Origin of the sequence: Streptomyces sp. NPDC097640 (assembly GCF_040302705.1) — a bacterium.
Lineage (GTDB): Bacteria > Actinomycetota > Actinomycetes > Streptomycetales > Streptomycetaceae > Streptomyces.
Map to the genome: position 1 here is coordinate 283,066 of NZ_JBEOSB010000004.1, position 17,730 is coordinate 300,795.

The 17,730-nt window shown below is 71.9% G+C and carries 15 protein-coding genes; 10 read left to right on the forward strand and 5 right to left on the reverse strand.

The features are described 5' to 3' along the window. Positions 1-34: 34 nt before the first annotated feature. The gene (locus tag ABTY62_RS07730) at positions 35-313 is read right to left on the reverse strand and encodes an RNA-binding protein (RefSeq protein ID WP_352128490.1); all 279 of its coding nucleotides are present in this window, start codon (positions 311-313) and stop codon (positions 35-37) included. A gap of 53 nt (positions 314-366) precedes the next feature. Here ABTY62_RS07730 and holA point away from each other — a divergent pair, with 53 nt between their 5' ends. Then, positions 367-1,353 carry a DNA polymerase III subunit delta gene (gene holA, locus ABTY62_RS07735; protein ID WP_352128491.1) on the forward strand — a complete coding sequence of 329 codons (987 nt, stop codon included), beginning with the start codon at positions 367-369 and terminating at the stop codon, positions 1,351-1,353. A 74-nt stretch (positions 1,354-1,427) separates the two neighbouring features. On the opposite strand, the gene ABTY62_RS07740 is transcribed toward holA, so the two are convergent. Both ABTY62_RS07740 and rpsT read right to left on the reverse strand, forming a co-directional pair. After that, positions 1,428-2,120 (reverse strand): hypothetical protein, encoded by a 693-nt coding sequence (locus ABTY62_RS07740; RefSeq protein WP_352128492.1) that lies wholly within the window; start codon positions 2,118-2,120, stop codon positions 1,428-1,430. A gap of 554 nt (positions 2,121-2,674) precedes the next feature. Then, the gene (gene rpsT / locus ABTY62_RS07745) at positions 2,675-2,941 is read right to left on the reverse strand and encodes a 30S ribosomal protein S20 (protein ID WP_352128493.1); all 267 of its coding nucleotides are present in this window, start codon (positions 2,939-2,941) and stop codon (positions 2,675-2,677) included. 240 nt (positions 2,942-3,181) lie between these two features. On the opposite strand from rpsT, the gene lepA reads away from it, so the two are divergent. From lepA to hemW, 4 genes are all read left to right on the forward strand, one after another. Then, positions 3,182-5,047 carry a translation elongation factor 4 gene (lepA, locus tag ABTY62_RS07750; protein WP_352128494.1) on the forward strand — a complete coding sequence of 622 codons (1,866 nt, stop codon included), beginning with the start codon at positions 3,182-3,184 and terminating at the stop codon, positions 5,045-5,047. A 225-nt stretch (positions 5,048-5,272) separates the two neighbouring features. Beyond that, entirely contained in the window at positions 5,273-7,162 is a 1,890-nt protein-coding gene (locus ABTY62_RS07755; protein ID WP_352128495.1) for an AMP-dependent synthetase/ligase, read from the forward strand. Between the two features lie 203 nt (positions 7,163-7,365). Beyond that, entirely contained in the window at positions 7,366-9,528 is a 2,163-nt protein-coding gene (locus ABTY62_RS07760) for a SpoIIE family protein phosphatase (RefSeq protein ID WP_502997416.1), read from the forward strand. A gap of 265 nt (positions 9,529-9,793) precedes the next feature. Continuing rightward, on the forward strand, positions 9,794-11,026 hold the full coding sequence (hemW, locus tag ABTY62_RS07765; RefSeq protein WP_352128497.1) for a radical SAM family heme chaperone HemW: 1,233 nt from the start codon (positions 9,794-9,796) through the stop codon (positions 11,024-11,026). Between the two features lie 30 nt (positions 11,027-11,056). Here hemW and ABTY62_RS07770 read toward each other — a convergent pair whose 3' ends face one another. Both ABTY62_RS07770 and ABTY62_RS07775 read right to left on the reverse strand, forming a co-directional pair. Next, positions 11,057-11,887: a DUF3097 domain-containing protein gene (locus ABTY62_RS07770; protein WP_352128498.1), complete on the reverse strand. Its 831-nt coding sequence runs from the start codon at positions 11,885-11,887 to the stop codon at positions 11,057-11,059. A 30-nt stretch (positions 11,888-11,917) separates the two neighbouring features. Next, positions 11,918-12,652: an MBL fold metallo-hydrolase gene (locus tag ABTY62_RS07775; RefSeq protein ID WP_352128499.1), complete on the reverse strand. Its 735-nt coding sequence runs from the start codon at positions 12,650-12,652 to the stop codon at positions 11,918-11,920. A gap of 148 nt (positions 12,653-12,800) precedes the next feature. Between ABTY62_RS07775 and hrcA the strand changes: the two genes are divergently transcribed. The 5 genes from hrcA to ABTY62_RS07800 all read left to right on the forward strand — a co-directional run bounded on the left by hrcA (position 12,801) and on the right by ABTY62_RS07800 (position 17,591). Further along, entirely contained in the window at positions 12,801-13,817 is a 1,017-nt protein-coding gene (gene hrcA, locus ABTY62_RS07780; RefSeq protein ID WP_311722921.1) for a heat-inducible transcriptional repressor HrcA, read from the forward strand. Continuing rightward, a complete protein-coding gene (dnaJ, locus tag ABTY62_RS07785; protein ID WP_352128500.1) occupies positions 13,818-14,957 on the forward strand; it encodes a molecular chaperone DnaJ in 1,140 nt (379 codons plus the stop codon). It begins immediately after the preceding gene. A 188-nt stretch (positions 14,958-15,145) separates the two neighbouring features. Beyond that, complete coding sequence (locus ABTY62_RS07790) at positions 15,146-16,237, forward strand: nitronate monooxygenase (protein WP_352128501.1); 1,092 nt, start codon at positions 15,146-15,148, stop codon at positions 16,235-16,237. Then, positions 16,234-16,977 (forward strand): 16S rRNA (uracil(1498)-N(3))-methyltransferase, encoded by a 744-nt coding sequence (locus ABTY62_RS07795; RefSeq protein WP_352128502.1) that lies wholly within the window; start codon positions 16,234-16,236, stop codon positions 16,975-16,977. Before ABTY62_RS07790 ends, ABTY62_RS07795 begins: the two co-directional genes overlap by 4 nt. A gap of 101 nt (positions 16,978-17,078) precedes the next feature. Next, the gene (locus tag ABTY62_RS07800) at positions 17,079-17,591 is read left to right on the forward strand and encodes a hypothetical protein (protein ID WP_352128503.1); all 513 of its coding nucleotides are present in this window, start codon (positions 17,079-17,081) and stop codon (positions 17,589-17,591) included. The last annotated feature ends 139 nt before the right edge of the window (positions 17,592-17,730 follow it).

The window sequence follows — 17,730 nt, forward strand, 5'->3', positions numbered from 1 at the left end:
GCGGCACCGGACACGGCACTCGGGCACCGTCGGCTCACTCGGCCTCCAGCCACCCGTCGTACTCGGCCGCGAAGGCGTCGAGCGCCGCCGGATCCAGCGCCTCGGCCGGGTCCTCCACGACGACCAGCCACTGCGCGTCCTCCGCGTCGTCCTCGCCGGCCAGGGCGTCCCGGATCAGGTGGGGTTCCTCGGCGATGCCGAAGCGGTCGGCGAGGGCCTCGACCACCTCTTCCGCCGCGTCGCGGTCGGGCAGCACCAGGACGTGTCGTACGGGGGCAGGTCGTGCGTCGGTCACCGGATCATTGTCGGGCATCCGGGAGACGGGGCTGTCGGGGCTGTCGGCGGGTCGTGGGATGCTGGACGGCGATGGCCAGGAAGACGACGACCGACGATCCACTCGCCCCCGTGACCCTCGCCGTGGGCCAGGAGGACCTGCTGCTCGACCGTGCCGTGCAGCAGGTCGTGGCGGCCGCCCGGGCCGCCGACCCGGACACCGATGTGCGCGACCTCGCGCCCGATGCGCTTCAGCCCGGCACGCTCGCGGAGCTGACCAGCCCCTCCCTGTTCGCCGAGCGCAAAGTCGTGGTGGTGCGCAACGCACAGGATCTCTCGGCGGACACGATCAAGGACGTGAAGGGGTATCTGAGCGCCCCCGCCGAGGAGATCACCCTGGTGCTGCTGCACGCCGGCGGCGCCAAGGGCAAGGGTCTGCTCGACGCCGCCCGCAAGGCGGGCGCGCGCGAGGTCGCGTGCCCGAAGATGACCAAGCCGGCCGACCGGCTCGCCTTCGTGCGGACGGAGTTCCGGGCCACCGGGCGCTCCGCGACGCCGGAGGCGTGTCAGGCCCTGGTCGACGCGATCGGCAGCGATCTGCGCGAGCTGGCGAGCGCCTGCGCGCAGCTCACCGCCGACGTGGAGGGCACGATCGACGAGGCGGTCGTCGCCCGCTACTACACGGGCCGCGCCGAGGCGTCCAGCTTCACGGTCGCCGACCGCGCCGTCGAAGGGCGCACGGCCGAGGCCCTGGAGGCGCTGCGCTGGGCGGTGGCCACGGGCGTGGCACCGGTGCTGATCACCAGCGCCCTCGCCCAGGGCGTGCGCGCCATCGGCAAGCTCGCCTCCGCGCCGCGCGGTGCGCGCCCCGGCGACCTGGCGCGGGAGCTCGGCATGCCGCCGTGGAAGATCGACCGGGTGCGGCAGCAGATGCGCGGCTGGTCGGCGGACGGCGTGGCCGTGGCGCTGCGCGCGGTGGCCGAGGCCGACGCCGGGGTGAAGGGCGGCGGCGACGACCCGGAGTACGCCCTGGAGAAAGCGGTGGTCACCATCGCCCGCGCCGCCCGCGCGGGCCGCTAGGCCCACAAGGACCTACAAGGGGACCCAGGCCCGCCCGGGGGCGGCGGACCTGGGCCGTAGGGCTCTCGGAGAGGCTATTTCTGGAGCTTCTCCAGCGTCCCCTTCGCGCTCGCCTTGAGCATCTCGGTGATCTCGGTGTTGCTCTTGACCGGGGTGCCCGACGAGCTCGACGCGTACTGCGACCACGTCGTCTGGTACGTCATCCAGCCGTCGCGCACGCCGAGGATCACATAGGCGCTGGTGTTGCTGCTGCTCTCGTACTCCTGGGCGACCACATACGCCTCGTCGCCGACGCCGCTGACCTTGGACACCTTGTAGTGGGTGGTGGAGGTCTTCTGGTTCTTGTACGACATGTACGTCGCCTTGAACTCGGGCGTCGGGTCGGTCTTCCGGTGCAGATACGCCGTCGTGTAGAGCCACGCGGAGGAGTAGTCACCGCCGGTGGAGGATGAGCTCGGCTCGTAGTCGACGTTGCAGGTCATCGAGTCCATGGCCGGGTCCTCCGAGCTGCTGTGCTGCGGGTTGGTCCCGGAGGTGCTGGTCTTCTCCTTGAAGGAGGCGTTCTCGATGGGGGAGAAGTCGCTGGAGGTGCACAGATTGCTCGCGTACTGGTAGCTCCCCAGGTCGGCCTTCTCCTCGGAGCTGCCGAAGCCGCCGGTCGAGAACACCACCCCGGCCCACACCGCCGAGGCCACGACCGCCCCGCCCAGGGCCCACAGCCAGCCCTTGCCGCCACCGCCGCCCGAGCCCGTGGGAGGCATGGGCATGGGGGGCTGGGTGCCCATCGGGCCGTACCCGGCCCCATACCCGGCAGGGGCACCGGCACCGGCCGCGGTCTCGGGCGTGGACCAGCCACCGGCCCCGGGGGGCCCGGCCGGACCGGGGGGCATCGCGGTGACGGCGGGCATGGCGGGCATCGTCGGCTGCGCGTACGGATACGGCGACGGCTGAGGCGGCTGTGCCTGCTGAGGGCCCTGGCTGTACGGATTCGGCTGCGCGACCGGCGGCGTGCCGGGCTGAGCCGGCTGGGGCTGCTGGGGCTGCCCATAAGGGTTGGGTGTGTCCCCCGATATCGACATGACGTGAACATACCCGATTAACAGCCAAAAGCCCCACGCTGCCCTGGGGAAAGGGCGAGCGTGGGGCCTTGTTGAAGCCGAGTGCGCCGCACCCGCGTGGCGAACGCAGGCCGCGTGCGGCGCGGTGCCGCAGCTGTTGCTGTCGGCTGCCGGACGGAGCGGGTGAGAGGGACCGCTTGGGTCCGTACCGGCGGGGTGGGGCGGCCGCCCCGGGGGTGAACCCGGGAGGAGAGCCCCGGAGGTCAGCCCTGGAGGCCGGCGACCTGGCTGGCCAGGGCCGACTTCTTGTTGGCCGCGTTGTTCTTGTGGATGACGCCCTTGCTGACGGCCTTGTCGAGCTTCCGGGACGCGACGCGGGCGGCGGCGGTGGCCTTCTCGGCGTCACCGGCGGCGACGGCCTCGCGGGTCCGGCGGATCGCGGTCTTCAGCTCGGACTTGACGGACTTGTTGCGCAGGCGCGCCTTCTCGTTCGTCTTGTTCCGCTTGATCTGGGACTTGATGTTCGCCACGTAAAGAGCCTTCGCAGGTTCGTTGGATTTCGCTGTTTCGTTTCGCATCCGGTGTCGCGCGCGAAAGAGGGCACGAGACACAGTCGGCCAGATTACCAGCAGGCTTGTCGGCGTCCCAAACCGCGACCTGGAGCCACCGGACGGGCGGCCCGAATCCACACCGAACCCGGACGCGGTCGCCAGTCATGGGACCATGGACTCACTGACAACACCGAGTCCCGCCTAGACACAGGACCCTGCGTGCCCGCGACCCCTACCAATGTGCCGGAGCCGAGCCGTACCGACCCGGCTCTCATCCGTAACTTCTGCATCATCGCGCACATCGACCACGGCAAGTCGACGCTCGCCGACCGGATGCTCCAGCTGACCGGTGTGGTCGAGCAGCGGCAGATGCGCGCGCAGTACCTCGACCGCATGGACATCGAGCGCGAGCGCGGTATCACGATCAAGTCCCAGGCGGTCCGGCTGCCCTGGGCGCCCACCCAGGATGCGGGCGCCACCCACATCCTCAACATGATCGACACCCCGGGCCACGTGGACTTCACCTACGAGGTCTCGCGCTCCCTCGCGGCCTGCGAGGGCTGCGTCCTGCTGGTCGACGCGGCCCAGGGCATCGAGGCACAGACCCTCGCCAATCTCTATCTGGCGCTGGAGAACGACCTCACGATCATCCCGGTCCTCAACAAGATCGACCTCCCGGCCGCCCAGCCCGAGAAGTACGCCGCCGAGCTGGCGCACATCATCGGCTGCGACCCCTCCGATGTGCTCAAGGTCTCCGCCAAGACCGGCGAGGGGGTGGCCGAGCTGCTGGACGAGGTGGTCCGGCTGGTCCCGGCCCCGGTGGGCGTCAAGGACGCCCCCGCCCGGGCGATGATCTTCGACTCGGTCTATGACGCCTACCGGGGCGTCGTGACCTACGTCAAGGTCGTCGACGGCATCCTGGGCAAGCGCGAGCGCATCAGGATGATGTCCACCGGCGCCGCCCACGAGCTGCTCGAGATCGGCACCAACTCGCCCGAGATGACCCCGGCCGACGGGCTGTCCGTCGGTGAGGTGGGCTATCTGATCACGGGTGTGAAGGACGTCCGCCAGTCCAAGGTCGGCGACACGATCACCCAGTTCAGCAAGGGCGCGACCGAGGCGCTTGGCGGCTACAAGGACCCCAAGCCCATGGTCTTCTCCGGGCTGTATCCGCTGGACGGCTCGGACTACCCGGAGCTGCGCGAGGCCCTGGACAAGCTTCAGCTCAACGACGCCGCGCTGGTCTACGAGCCGGAGACCTCGGCGGCCCTCGGCTTCGGCTTCCGGGTCGGCTTCCTCGGCCTGCTCCACCTGGAGGTCATCCGCGAGCGCCTGGAGCGCGAATTCGGTCTCGACCTGATCGCCACGGCGCCCAATGTGGTCTACCGCGTGGACATGGAGGACGGCTCCACACACACGGTCACCAACCCCAGCGAGTTTCCCGTGGGCAAGATCGACAAGGTGCATGAGCCGGTCGTCCGGTCCACCATCCTGGCCCCGAGCGAGTTCATCGGCGCGATCATGGAGCTCTGCCAGAACCGCCGCGGTGTGATGCTCGGTATGGACTACCTCTCCGAGGACCGGGTCGAGATCCGCTACACCCTCCCGCTCGCCGAGGTGGTCTTCGACTTCTTCGACCAGCTGAAGTCCAAGACCCGCGGCTATGCCTCGCTCGACTACGAGCCCACCGGCGAGCAGACCTCCGACCTGGTCAAGGTCGACATCCTGCTGCACGGCGACAAGGTCGACGCCTTCTCCGCGATCACCCACAAGGACAAGGCGTACGCGTACGGCGTGCGGCTGGTCGCCAAGCTGCGCGAGCTGATCCCGAGGCAGAACTTCGAGGTGCCGATCCAGGCCGCCATCGGCAGCCGCGTCATCGCCCGTGAGACGGTCCGCGCCATCCGCAAGGACGTCCTGGCCAAGTGCTACGGCGGTGACATCTCCCGGAAGCGGAAGCTGCTGGAGAAGCAGAAGGAAGGCAAGAAGCGGATGAAGATGGTCGGCAGCGTGGAGGTCCCGCAGGAGGCCTTCATCGCGGTGCTGTCCTCCGACTCCGAGGGCGAGGCGAAGGCGAAGAAGTAAGAAGACAGGGGTGACAGTGGGCCCGGCGCTCGGCGCGCCGGACCCACTGGCCGCTCCCGTGACTTCTTCCCCACCGCTTCAGCCTGGTCGTTTCCGAAGTTTCAACAAGGTGGCCGAAGCCCCCTTACGCGGTACGGTTCCGGCCCTTACCCTGATCACTGCTCGAAGGTTACTCGCGAGTCAATAAGCACGAGGCAAGCACTGAGGCGGGCTCCGGAGGATGCCGTGACCGACACACAGACTTTGCTCGAGAACCGCCCGCCGTCCCTGGCGACGCACTTCCTCCAGCGCGTCGAGGCGACGCCGGACGCCGAGGCCTTCCGCTATCCGGTCCCACCCGCCTCGGGCGAAGGCCCCGACGACTGGCAGCCGCTGACCTGGCGCGAGACCGCGGACCGGGTCTTCGCCATCGCCGCCGGCCTCATCGACCTCGGCATCCGCCCCGAGGAGCGGGTGGCGCTGGCCTGCTCCACCCGCATCGAGTGGATCCTGACCGACCTCGGCGTGCTGTGCGCGGGAGCGGCGACCACCACGGTCTATCCGAACACCAACGCCGAGGAGACGGCCTTCATCCTCTCCGACTCCGGCAGCCGGGTGCTGATCGCCGAGGACGCGGCGCAGCTCGCCAAGGTGCGGGAGCAGCGCGAGGACCTTCCCGACCTGACCCATGTCGTGGTGATCAAGGCCGAGGACGCGACCCCGGCCGAGGGCGACCCCGAGGGCTGGGTGCTCTCGCTCGCCGAGCTGGAGAAGCGCGGCACGGCCTACCTCGACGAACACCCGGACGCGGTGCGGGAGCGGATGGACGCGCTCCGCGCCGATCAGCTGGCCACGCTCATCTACACCTCGGGCACCACCGGGCGCCCCAAGGGCGTACGTCTGGCGCATGACACCTGGTCGTACATGGCCATCGTGATCGGCAATCTCGACGGCATCCTCTTCGCCGACGATGTGCAGTACCTGTGGCTGCCGCTGTCGCATGTCTTCGGCAAGGTGCTGACGGCCGGGCAGGTGTACATCGGACACACCACGGCCGTGGACGGCCGGCAGGACAAGATCATCGAGAATCTGCCGGTGGTCAGGCCCACCTACATGTGCGCCGTGCCGCGGATCTTCGAGAAGGTCTACAACGGCGTGGCGCAGCGGGCCCGCGCCGGCGGCGGCGCCAAGTACAAGATCTTCCAGTGGGCGGCCGAGGTCGCCCGCGAGTACGCCAAGACCTCCCAGGACAACTTCCGCCGCACCGGCACGGCCTCCGTGCCCATGAGCCTCAAGGCCAAGCACGCCGTCGCCGACAAGCTGGTCTACGCCAAGCTGCGCGAGGCGTTCGGCGGGCGGCTGCGGGCCGCGGTGTCCGGCGCGGCCGCGCTCGCTCCCGACATCGGCTACTTCTTCGCCGGCGCCGGTATCAACATCCTGGAGGGCTACGGCCTCACCGAGACCAGCGGCCCGGGCTTCCTGAACCCGGTGGAGTACCGCACCGGCACGGTGGGCAAGGCGTTCGCGGGCCTGGAGGTGCGGGTGGCCGAGGACGGCGAGATCCTGATGCGCGGCCCGTCCATCATGCAGGGCTACCACGGGCTGCCGGAGCTGACCGAGCAGGTGCTGGAGTCCGACGGCTGGTTCCACACCGGCGACATCGGCGAGCTCTCGCCCGACGGCTATCTCACCATCACCGACCGGAAGAAGGACCTGATCAAGACCTCGGGCGGGAAGTACGTCGCGCCGGCCGAGGTCGAGGGCCAGTTCAAGGCGGTGTGCCCGTTCGTCTCCAACATCCTGGTGCACGGCGCGGACCGCAACTACTGCACCGCGCTGATCTCCCTCGACGAGCCGACGATCATGGGCTGGGCGCAGGAGCACGGTATGCAGGGGAAGACATACGCCGAGGTGGTGGCCACGGACGAGGTGCGGGAGCTGATCGAGGGCTATGTGGGGCGGCTCAACGCGGGGCTCCAGCGCTGGCAGACGATCAAGAAGTTCCGGCTGCTGCCGCGCGATCTGGACGTCGAGCACGGTGAGCTGACGCCGAGCCTGAAGCTGAAGCGGCCGGTCGTCGAGCGGGAGTACAAGGAGCTTCTGGAGGACATGTACTCCGGCGCGCGGGAGGCATGAGCGCCCGCGGGGCGTGTGAGCGGTCGCGCGGGACGCCCGGGCGTTCCTGCGCGCCGGGCGCTCCGGACGGGGGGAACCGTGCGGGGCCCGTGGGGCGTACGAGGCGTACGATCCGCACAAGCGTTGCAGCTCCGGCACAGTGTTCACCTGATTTTTCCCCTCATCGCGGCTCACTTGCGTAACTCGGCGCATATGAGGGCGGCATGTCTGTCACCCTGTCGGTGTCGGACTACGGCGCTACGCCGGGACTGCTCAGGAGCCGCACAGTGGGGACGTCTTCTTCTGCCACACCTGCTTCTGTCACACCTGATCCGGCGCCGGGGGCGGTGCCGGGCGCAGTGCCCCGCCCCCGGCCCGGATCCGGGTACGGGCGGGCGCTCGGGGCCGTGCCCGGCACCGCGCCGGCCGCCCGGATCGCCGCCGCGCGCACCAGCCTGCCCGGCAACCCCCTGGCGGCCTCCGCCGCGCGCCGGTTCGCCCGCGCGGCCCTCGCCGACTGGAGCGCGCTCGACTTCCCCGCCGTCGGCCGGATCCCCGACCAGGTCGCGGACGAGGTCGTGCTGCTGGTGAGCGAGCTGGTCACCAATGCCGTGGTGCACGCCGGGACGGCGGTCGAGGTGAGCTGTGCGCTGGATGTGTTAACCGGAGACGGGGAAGAGCCCTCCGTGGTCGTCGAGGTGACCGACCATCACCCCACCCGCTTTCTGCGCGGCGAGCCGCCCGACGCGGACGACGACCCTGGGTGCGCCGGGCACGGGCTGCGGCTGGTCGCCGAGCTCGCCGAGTGCTGGGGCACGGCCTATCGCCGGGCCAGCAAGACGGTGTGGTTCCAGCTGCCCGTCACCGCGGTCGAGGCCATCACCTCATCGGGTGATCCGCTTCCCGCCAATTCGGGCGACGCGCCCAGGGAATCCGCGAGGGATTCTCTCAACGGCGACTCCCCGGACGACTCCCTTGAGGGCGGCACCCCCAAGGGCGGCTCCGTCAAAGACGGCTCCCTCAAAGACGGTTGCGCCGAGGACGACGCGTACGCCGTCGAACTCCTCGCCCCCGCCCCCAGACGCGCCGGGGTCCGCCCTTCCGACGCCGACTGGACCCGGGAGGGCGCGCTGTCCTTCCTCGCGGAGACGTCCGACCTGCTGACCGGGCAGTTCGACGAGGACATGGTGACCTCGCTGGCCGCCCAGCTGCTCGTGCCGCGGTTCGCCGACTGGAGCGCGGTGTGGCTCGACACGGAAGGCGGCCCGCCGCGGCTCGCCCAGGTGTGGCACGCGAGCGAGACCCGGCTCGAAACCCTCCGCCAACTGCTCGAAAAGGAGCCGCCGGAGCTGCCCGCCACCGCGCGGGGCCGGGCCGTGCCCTGGCCGTGGCCCAGCGACCCCGCCGCGTACGGGCCCGGCGGCGCGGCCCTGGCCTGCCGCCTGATCGCGGGCGGGCGCGCCGTCGGCACACTGCTGCTCGGCCGGGCCGGGCTGATGCGGGTGCCGGGCGAGGTGGCCGGCCTGGTCGAGGACTTCTCCCGCCGGGTCGCCCTGGCGCTCGCGTCCGCCCGCCAGTACACGCGGCAGGCGACCATCAGCCGGGTGCTCCAGCGCGGGCTGCTGCCCTCCCGTATCGCGAAGATCCCGGGCGTGGAGTCCGCGGTGGTGTACGAGCCGACCGGCGGCACATCCGCCGGAGGCGACTTCTACGACATCTTCCCGGCGGGCGACGGCCGCTGGGTCTTCGTGCTGGGCGACGTGTGCGGCAACGGCCCGGAGGCGGCCGTGGTGACCGGGCTCGTACGCCCCTGGCTGCGGCTGCTGGCGCGCGAGGGGTACGGCGTCGGGGCGGTCCTGGAGCGCATCAACCGGATGCTCGGCGAGGAGGCCGTCGAGGCCGCCGTCGAGGGCGCGGCGGAGGCGGTGGCCGCGGGCGTGGGGCTGCCCGTGGGCGGCGGCGCGTCGCGGTTCCTGTCGCTGCTGTACGGGGAGCTGGTGCCGATGGGCGAGGACGGCGACGACGGCATCCGCTGCACGCTCGCCAGCGCGGGGCATCCGCTGCCCCTGGTGCTCCGGCCCGACGGGTCGGTGCGCACCGTCGCCGAGCCGCAGATCCTGCTGGGCGTCGTGGACGACGTCACGTACGAGAGCGAGACCTTCGAGCTGGCGCCCGGGGAGACGCTGGTGTGCGTGACGGACGGGGTCACGGAGCACCGATCGGGCGCCCGGCAGTTCGACGACGGCGACGGGCTGGCATCGCTGCTCGGGGACTGCGTGGGGCTGGACGCGCAGGACGTGGCGGAGCGGATCCGCGGGGCGGTGCACGCGTTCGCCGTCGAGCCGCCGGACGACGATCTGGCGATGCTGGTCCTGCGGTCGCGGTAGGGCGGCGCCTGGGCGGTCGGGCCGGCTCCCCTCCCCGCCCCTACCCGACACCGGGGCTCCGCCCCGGGCCCCGGAGTGTGCGGCACCGCCGCGCGGGGCCCGGCCCCAGGCTCGGGGTCCGGGGCGGAGCCCCAGTTGAGGGAAGGGGCGGGGTGGGGGGCTGCACCGTTGTGCGCTCCACCGCGTGGCCGCCGCGGGCGTCAAGATCCGCCGATACAGGCCCTGGGCGCCCGGGGCACTGTGCCGATGGCGGACAATGGGGGGCATGCCTTCCGTACTGCCCGATGGCGAGCCCATGCCCGAGGACGGCGCGCTGCCCGCGAGCGCCCTGTCCGGGGCGGCGGGGCGGCCGCTCGGGTTCTATCTGCATGTGCCCTACTGCGCGACCCGCTGCGGGTACTGCGACTTCAACACCTACACCGCCACCGAGCTGCGCGGATCCGGCGGCGTGCTCGCCTCGCGCGACAACTACGCCGACATGGTCGTCGAAGAGGTGCGGCTCGCGCGCAAGGTGCTGGGGGACGACCCCCGGCCGGTCGAGACCGTGTTCGTCGGGGGCGGCACGCCGACCCTGCTGGCGGCCGCCGACCTCGGGCGGATGCTCGGCGCCATCCGGGACGAGTTCGGGCTGGCGGAGGGCGCAGAGGTCACCACCGAGGCCAACCCGGAGTCGGTCGACACGCGGTATCTGGAAGAGCTGCGGGCGGCCGGGTTCAACCGGGTCTCGTTCGGGATGCAGAGCGCCCGGCAGCATGTGCTGCGGGTGCTGGACCGCACCCACACCCCGGGCCGCCCGGAGGCCTGCGTGGCCGAGGCGCGGGCGGCCGGGTTCGACCATGTGAACCTGGACCTGATCTACGGCACGCCGGGGGAGAGCGACGAGGACTGGCGCGCCTCCCTGGAGGCCGCGCTGGGCGCCGGGCCCGACCATGTGTCGGCGTACGCGCTGATCGTCGAGGAGGGCACCCAGCTCGCCCGGCGGATCCGGCGCGGCGAGGTCCCGATGACCGACGACGATGTGCACGCGGACCGCTACCTGATCGCGGAGGAGACGCTGTCGGCGGCCGGATTCCGCTGGTACGAGGTTTCGAACTGGGCCACGTCAGAGGCCGGCCGGTGCCGCCACAACGAGCTGTACTGGCGCGGCGCGGACTGGTGGGGCGCGGGCCCCGGTGCGCACAGCCATGTGGGCGGCGTGCGGTGGTGGAACGTGAAGCACCCCGGTGCGTACGCGCAGGCACTGAGCGAGGGCAGGTCCCCCGGGGCGGGCCGCGAGGTGCTGACCGACGAGGAGCGCCGGGTGGAGCGGATCCTGCTGGAGCTGCGGCTCGCGGAGGGCTGCCCGCTGGACCTGCTGGCCCCGGCGGGCGCCGCCGCGGCGGCGAAGGCCATGGCCGACGGTCTGCTGGCGCCGGAGCCGTACGGAGCGGGCCGGGCGGTGCTCACCCTGCGCGGGCGGCTACTGGCCGACGCGGTGGTGCGCGATCTCGTCGACTGACCGATCGATCAACCCACCCGGTGCCGCGGCCTACGGCCCGGCCGGACCGCCCACGGTCACATGGTCGATCAGCTCCTCCACCCGCCCCAGCAGCGCCGGCTCCAGATCCCTGTAGGAGCGGACCGAGGACAGGATCCGCTGCCACGCGGCCCCCGTGTTCCCGGGCCAGCCCAGCGCCCGGCAGACGCCCGTCTTCCAGTCCTGGCCGCGCGGCACCGTCGGCCAGGCGGGGATGCCCACCGAGGAGGGCTTCACGGCCTCCCACACGTCGATGTACGGGTGCCCGACGACCAGGACGTGCTCGCCGGTGACCTCGGCCGCGATACGGGACTCCTTCGTGCCCGGGACCAGATGGTCGACCAGCACACCCAGGCGGGCGTCGGGGCCGGGGGAGAACTCGCGGACGATGGCGGGCAGATCGTCGATCCCCTCCAGATACTCCACGACCACGCCCTCGATGCGCAGATCGTCCCCCCACACCCGCTCGACCAGTTCCGCGTCGTGGCGCCCCTCGACGTAGATGCGCCCCGCGCGGGCGACCCGCGCACGGGCCTGGGGGAGCGCGATGGAGCCGGAGGCCGTGCGGCGCGGGGCCGCGGGGGCGGCGGCGCGCGGGCGCACCAGGGTGACGACACGGCCCTCCAGGAGGAAGCCGCGCGGCTCCATGGGGAAGACCCGATGTTTGCCGAAGCGGTCCTCCAGAGTCACCGTGGCGCCCTCCGCGGTCTTCTCGCAGCGGATCACGGCACCGCAGAACCCGGTGGTGACCTCCTCGACGACCAGGTCGGGGTCGGCGGGCACCTCGGGCGCGGGCGCCTGGCGCTTCCAGGGCGGGGTCAGGTCCGGGTCGTACTGTCGCACCCGAGTGACCCTAGCGCCGCGGCGCCGCCGTCAGGAGGACACGCCGAAACGAGCCGCGAGTTCCGCGCGCTGCGCCCGGACGAAACGGGCATCCACGGCGGCGCCGTGCCCCGGGACGTACACCGCGTCCTCGCCGCCGAGGGCGAGCAGCCGGTCCAGGGCGGCGGGCCACTGGCCGGGGATCGCGTCGGCACCCGCCTGGGGCGCCCCCGACTCCTCGACCAGATCCCCGCAGAAGACCACCTCGGGCTCGCCCGGGGCCTGCCCGGCGGCGAGCACGGCCAGGTCGTGGGCCGTGTGGCCGGGGCCCACGTTCGCCAGCAGGACGGTCCGGCCGCCCAGGTCAAGGGTGAGCTCGCCGCACACCGCGTGGTGCGGCCGCACCAGGTGGTCGGCGGCCTCCCCGGCGGCATCGGGGTTCGCGCCGTGGCGCACCGCGTCGTCACGCAGCACGTCCCCCTCGCGGCGCAGCAGTTCGTCGAGCCCGGCGGCCCCGTACACCTGGCAGCCCGCGAAGGCGGCGGTGCCGAGGACATGGTCGAAGTGGGGGTGGGTGAGGGCGATATGGGTGGGGCGGCGGCCGAAGAGGCGGGTGATCTCCCGGCGTACCCAGGCGCCCTCGGCGAGGTCGGCGCCGGTGTCGACGACCAGGACGCCGGTCCGCCCGGCGATCGCGCCGACCGTCGCGTCCCAGCCGGGCAGGCGGCACCGGGCCACGGACGGCGTGAGATGTTCCCAGCGCGCCTCTTCCCAACGGGTGTCCATACGGAGACGCTAGCTCCAGCGGTGGCAAAGCGTCGGCTCTTGCCCCCGCCACGGCACCCCGCCGTACACTGGCTGAGGGGTTCTGGCACTCGTGACCATTGAGTGCCAGGGGGAACACCTGATGAGACGGCTGGACTGGAGGTGCGCGGTGCTCAGCGAACGCAGACTCGAGGTACTGCGTGCGATCGTCCAGGACTATGTGGGGACGGAGGAGCCGGTCGGCTCCAAAGCCCTCACGGAGCGGCACCGGCTGGGCGTCTCCCCGGCTACGGTGCGCAACGACATGGCGGCTCTGGAGGACGAGGGCTACATCGCCCAGCCGCATACGAGCGCCGGGCGCATTCCCACGGACAAGGGCTATCGGCTGTTCGTCGACAAGCTGGCCGGGGTGAAGCCCCTGTCCACGCCGGAGCGGCGGGCCATCCAGAACTTCCTGGACGGTGCCGTGGACCTCGACGACGTGGTGGGGCGCACGGTCCGGCTGCTCGCGCAGCTGACCCGGCAGGTCGCGGTGGTGCAGTACCCGTCGCTGACCCGCTCGACGGTCCGCCATGTCGAGCTGCTGTCGATGAGCCCGGCGCGGGTGATGCTGGTTCTGATCACCGACACCGGGCGGGTCGAGCAGCGGATGGTGGACTGCCCGGCGCCCGTGAGCGAGGAGTCGCTCGCGGACCTGCGGGCCCGGCTGAACAGCAGGGTCGTGGGCCGGCGGTTCTCGGATGTGCCGCGGCTGGTGCAGGACCTGCCCGAGTCCTTCGAACAGGAGGACCGGGGGACCGTCTCGACGGTCCTGGCCACGCTGCTGGAGACGCTGGTCGAAGAGACCGAGGAGCGGCTGATGATCGGCGGCACCGCCAATCTCACCCGCTTCGGCCATGATTTCCCCCTGACGATCCGGCCCGTGCTGGAAGCGCTGGAGGAGCAGGTCGTCCTGCTCAAGCTGCTCGGCGAGGCGAAGGACTCGGGTATGACCGTACGGATCGGGCATGAGAATGCTCACGAGGGCCTGAATTCCACTTCGGTCGTGGCGGTCGGCTACGGTTCGGGCGACGAGGCGGTCGCCAAACTCGGCGTGGTCGGACCGACCCGCATGGACTACCCCGGAACGATGGGAGCGGTACGCGCAGTGGCACGTTACGTCGGACAGATCCTGGCGGAGTCGTAAGTGGCGACGGACTACTACGCAGTCCTGGGCGTGCGGCGTGATGCCTCGCAGGACGAGATCAAGAAGGCATTCCGCCGGCTCGCTCGCGAGCTGCACCCGGACGTGAATCCGGATCCCAAGACCCAAGAGCGGTTCAAGGAGATCAACGCCGCCTACGAGGTCTTGTCCGATCCCCAGAAGAAGCAGGTCTACGACCTGGGCGGCGACCCGCTTTCCGCCTCGGGCGGCGCCGGGGGCGGCGCGGGCGGCTTCGGCGCGGGCTTCGGAAACTTCTCCGACATCATGGACGCGTTCTTCGGCACCGCCTCGCAGCGCGGCCCGCGGTCCAGGACCCGGCGCGGCCAGGACGCCATGATCCGCCTCGATGTGGAGCTGAACGAGGCGGCCTTCGGGACCACCAAGGACATCCAGGTCGACACCGCGGTCGTCTGTACGACGTGCAGCGGCGAGGGCGCGGCGCCCGGCACCACGGCGCAGACCTGTGACATGTGCCGCGGCCGCGGCGAGGTGTCCCAGGTGACGCGGTCCTTCCTCGGCCAGGTCATGACCTCCCGGCCGTGCCCGCAGTGCCAGGGCTTCGGCACCGTGGTGCCGACCCCGTGCCCGGAGTGCGCGGGCGACGGGCGGATCCGCTCGCGGCGGACGCTGACGGTGAAGATCCCGGCCGGTGTGGACAACGGCACCCGGATCCAGCTCGCCGGCGAGGGCGAGGTCGGCCCGGGCGGCGGCCCGGCGGGCGATCTGTATGTGGAGATCCACGAGCTGCCGCACCCGGTCTTCCAGCGCCGCGGCGACGATCTGCACTGCACGGTGACCATCCCCATGACGGCGGCTTCCCTGGGCACCAAGGTGCCCCTGGAGACGCTCGACGGCCTGGAGGAGGTCGACATCCGGCCCGGCACCCAGTCCGGCCAGTCGATCCCGCTCCACCAGCGCGGCGTCACCCACCTGCGCGGCGGCGGCCGGGGCGACCTGATCGTCCACGTCGAGGTCCAGACCCCGTCCAAGCTCGACCCGGAGCAGGAGGAGCTGCTGCGGCGGCTGGCCAAGCTGCGGGGCGAGGAGCGGCCGCTAGGCGAATTCAAGCCAGGACAGCAGGGGCTGTTCTCGCGCCTTAAGGATGCGTTCAACGGACGGTAGGCGCCCGGCCGGGGGTCCGGGGGTGGGCCCCCGGGGGATGCAGTAAGCGGGGGCAGCAGGGCCTGTTCTCGCGCTTGAAGGACGCGTTCAACGGACGGTAGGCGCCCGGAGCCCCTCGGGGACGCGGTCCGTCCAACGGGCCCTGAGCCGAGTACAGATCGGTGCGGAGGACATGACACGATGTTGTCATGTCGTCCGCGCTGACCGATCTCTTTCGGTACCCGATCGTGCAGGCCCCGATGGCGGGCGGGGCCTCCTGCCCGCAGCTGGCCGCCGCCGTTTCCGAGGCCGGCGGTCTCGGGTTCCTCGCCGCCGGTTACAAGACGCCGGAGGCGATGTACGAGGAGATCAAACAGCTGCGGGGGCAGACCGCCCGGCCCTTCGGCGTGAACCTGTTCATGCCGCAGCCCCTCACCGCCGACCCCGCCGCCGTCGCGGTCTACCGCGAGCAGCTCGCCGGGGAGGCGGCCTGGTACGACACCCCGCTGGGCGACCCCGACGCGGGCTCCGACGACGCGTACGACGCCAAGCTGGCCGTTCTGCTCGACGACCCGGTCCCGGTCGTCTCGTTCACCTTCGGTTGCCCCACCCGCGCCGTCCTCGACGCCATCGGCAGGGCCGGCACGCGGACGGTCGTGACCGTGACCTCGCCCGCCGAGGCGCAGGCCGCCCAGTGGGCGGGCGCGGACGCCGTGTGCGTCCAGGGCGTGGAGGCGGGCGGCCACCAGGGCACGCACCGCGACGATCCGCGCGCCGACGGCACGGGTGCCGGGCTCGGGCTGCTGTCGCTGCTCGCGCTGGTCCGGGAGGTCGTACAGATCCCGGTCATCGCGACGGGCGGGCTGATGCGCGGCTCGCAGATCGCCGGGGTGCTGGCCGCGGGCGCGGTCGCGGCCCAGCTGGGGACCGCGTTCCTGGTCTGCCCCGAGTCGGGGGCCAACGCCCTGCACAAGCGGGCCATGACCGACCCGGTCTTCGGCCGCACCGAGCTGACCCGGGCCTTCTCTGGGCGTCCCGCGCGCGGGCTGGTCAACCGCTTCATGCGCGAGCACGGCCGCTACGCCCCGGCCGCCTACCCCCAGGTGCACCACCTCACCTCGGGGCTGCGGAAGGCGGCGGCGAAGGCCGGCGACCCGCAGGGCATGGCGCTGTGGGCGGGGCAGGGGCACCGGCTGGCCCGGGAGCTGCCCGCCGCGCGGCTGGTGGATGTGCTGACCGTCGAACTGGACGCGGCGCGTGAGGGGTTGGGCATCGCCTTGGACAAGGGAGCCGTGTCATGACCGCTCCCGTCTTCGTGGCCGACTCCCTGGCGGGGGCGGCCGTGGGGGCGCGGCTGGCGCTCGAGGGGCCCGAGGGGCGCCACGCCGTGTCGGTGCGCCGGCTGCGCGTGGGCGAGCCGGTGGTGCTGACGGACGGGGCCGGTACGGGCGCCTTCGGCGCCGTGGCGGCCGTCGAGGGCAAGGACCGGCTGGTGGTCGAGGTGGCCGAGGTGCGCCATGAGGCGCCGCCGAGCCCGCGGATCACCGTGGTCCAGGCGCTGCCGAAGGGCGACCGCGGCGAACTGGCCGTGGAGACCATGACGGAGACCGGCGTGGACGCCATCGTGCCCTGGGCGGCGGCGCGTTGTGTCACCCAGTGGAAGGGCGAGCGCGGCCTGAAGGCGCTGGGCAAGTGGCGGTCGACGGCCCGGGAGGCGGGCAAGCAGTCGCGCCGGCTCGTCTTCCCCGAGGTGGCGGACGCGATGACGACCCGCCAGGTTGCCCGTCTTCTGGCCGAATCCGACTTCGCGGCCGTGCTCCACGAGGAGGGCGCCGAGCCGCTCGCGACCGCGCCGCTGCCCGGCGAGGGAAGCGTCGTGCTCGTGGTCGGCCCGGAAGGGGGCGTGTCCCCCGAGGAGTTGGCGGCCTTCGCCGAGGCGGGGGCGCGCCCGTACCGCCTGGGGCCGACCGTGCTGCGCACCTCCACGGCCGGGACGGCGGCGGTCGCGCTGCTGCTGGGCCGTACGGGCCGCTGGAGCTGAGACCGCCCCCACCGCCCGCCTCTTTTGTCCCGGCCGATCGGCGGATCATGTGGCCGAGTGTGCACTTCCGGTTCACCCCGCAGCGGTGGGAACCTCTCTCTATGGGGGCATTGAGGCATCAAAGGAACGGGCTCCTCGCGGTGGCGGCGGCGGCCCTGGCGATCGGCGCCCTGGCGGCGTGCGAGCCCAGGAACGACTCCGGACTCAACTCCATCGGCGTGGCCTTCACCACGGACCGGGTCAGCACGCGCGCGCTCGAGAAGGGCGGCATCGACGTGCGCTGGATGACCTGCAACGCGGATGTGAAGGGCAAGCACACCTCCGGCCCGTCGAAGGACGCGAAGGCATCCGTGGACTGCCGGGGCAGGACCAACGACGACCGCGCGATCCGGGTCACCGGCACCGTCACCTACGAGCGCAAGAACATCTGCGTACGGGGCGACCTGACCGCCAAGGTGGACGGCCACCAGGTCTTCCAGGCGAATGTGATCGGCGACTGCAACGCGCGGAAGACGGGGCATCCCAGGCCGTCCCGGAGCACCACCCACCCGTGGGACAAGCGGACCACGCAGGGCACGGACGGCACGAAGGGCACGGAGACCGGCGGCAAGTAGCGGGAGCCGGTGGTCGGTGGTCGGTGACGCATGCTCTCGGCGGGTGGTGTGGGACCACCACGCGGTTCCGGCGCGCGGCCTCCGGGCCTGCCGGTAGCATCCGGTGCCGTACCGGCCGACGACGCGTAAGGAGCCACCG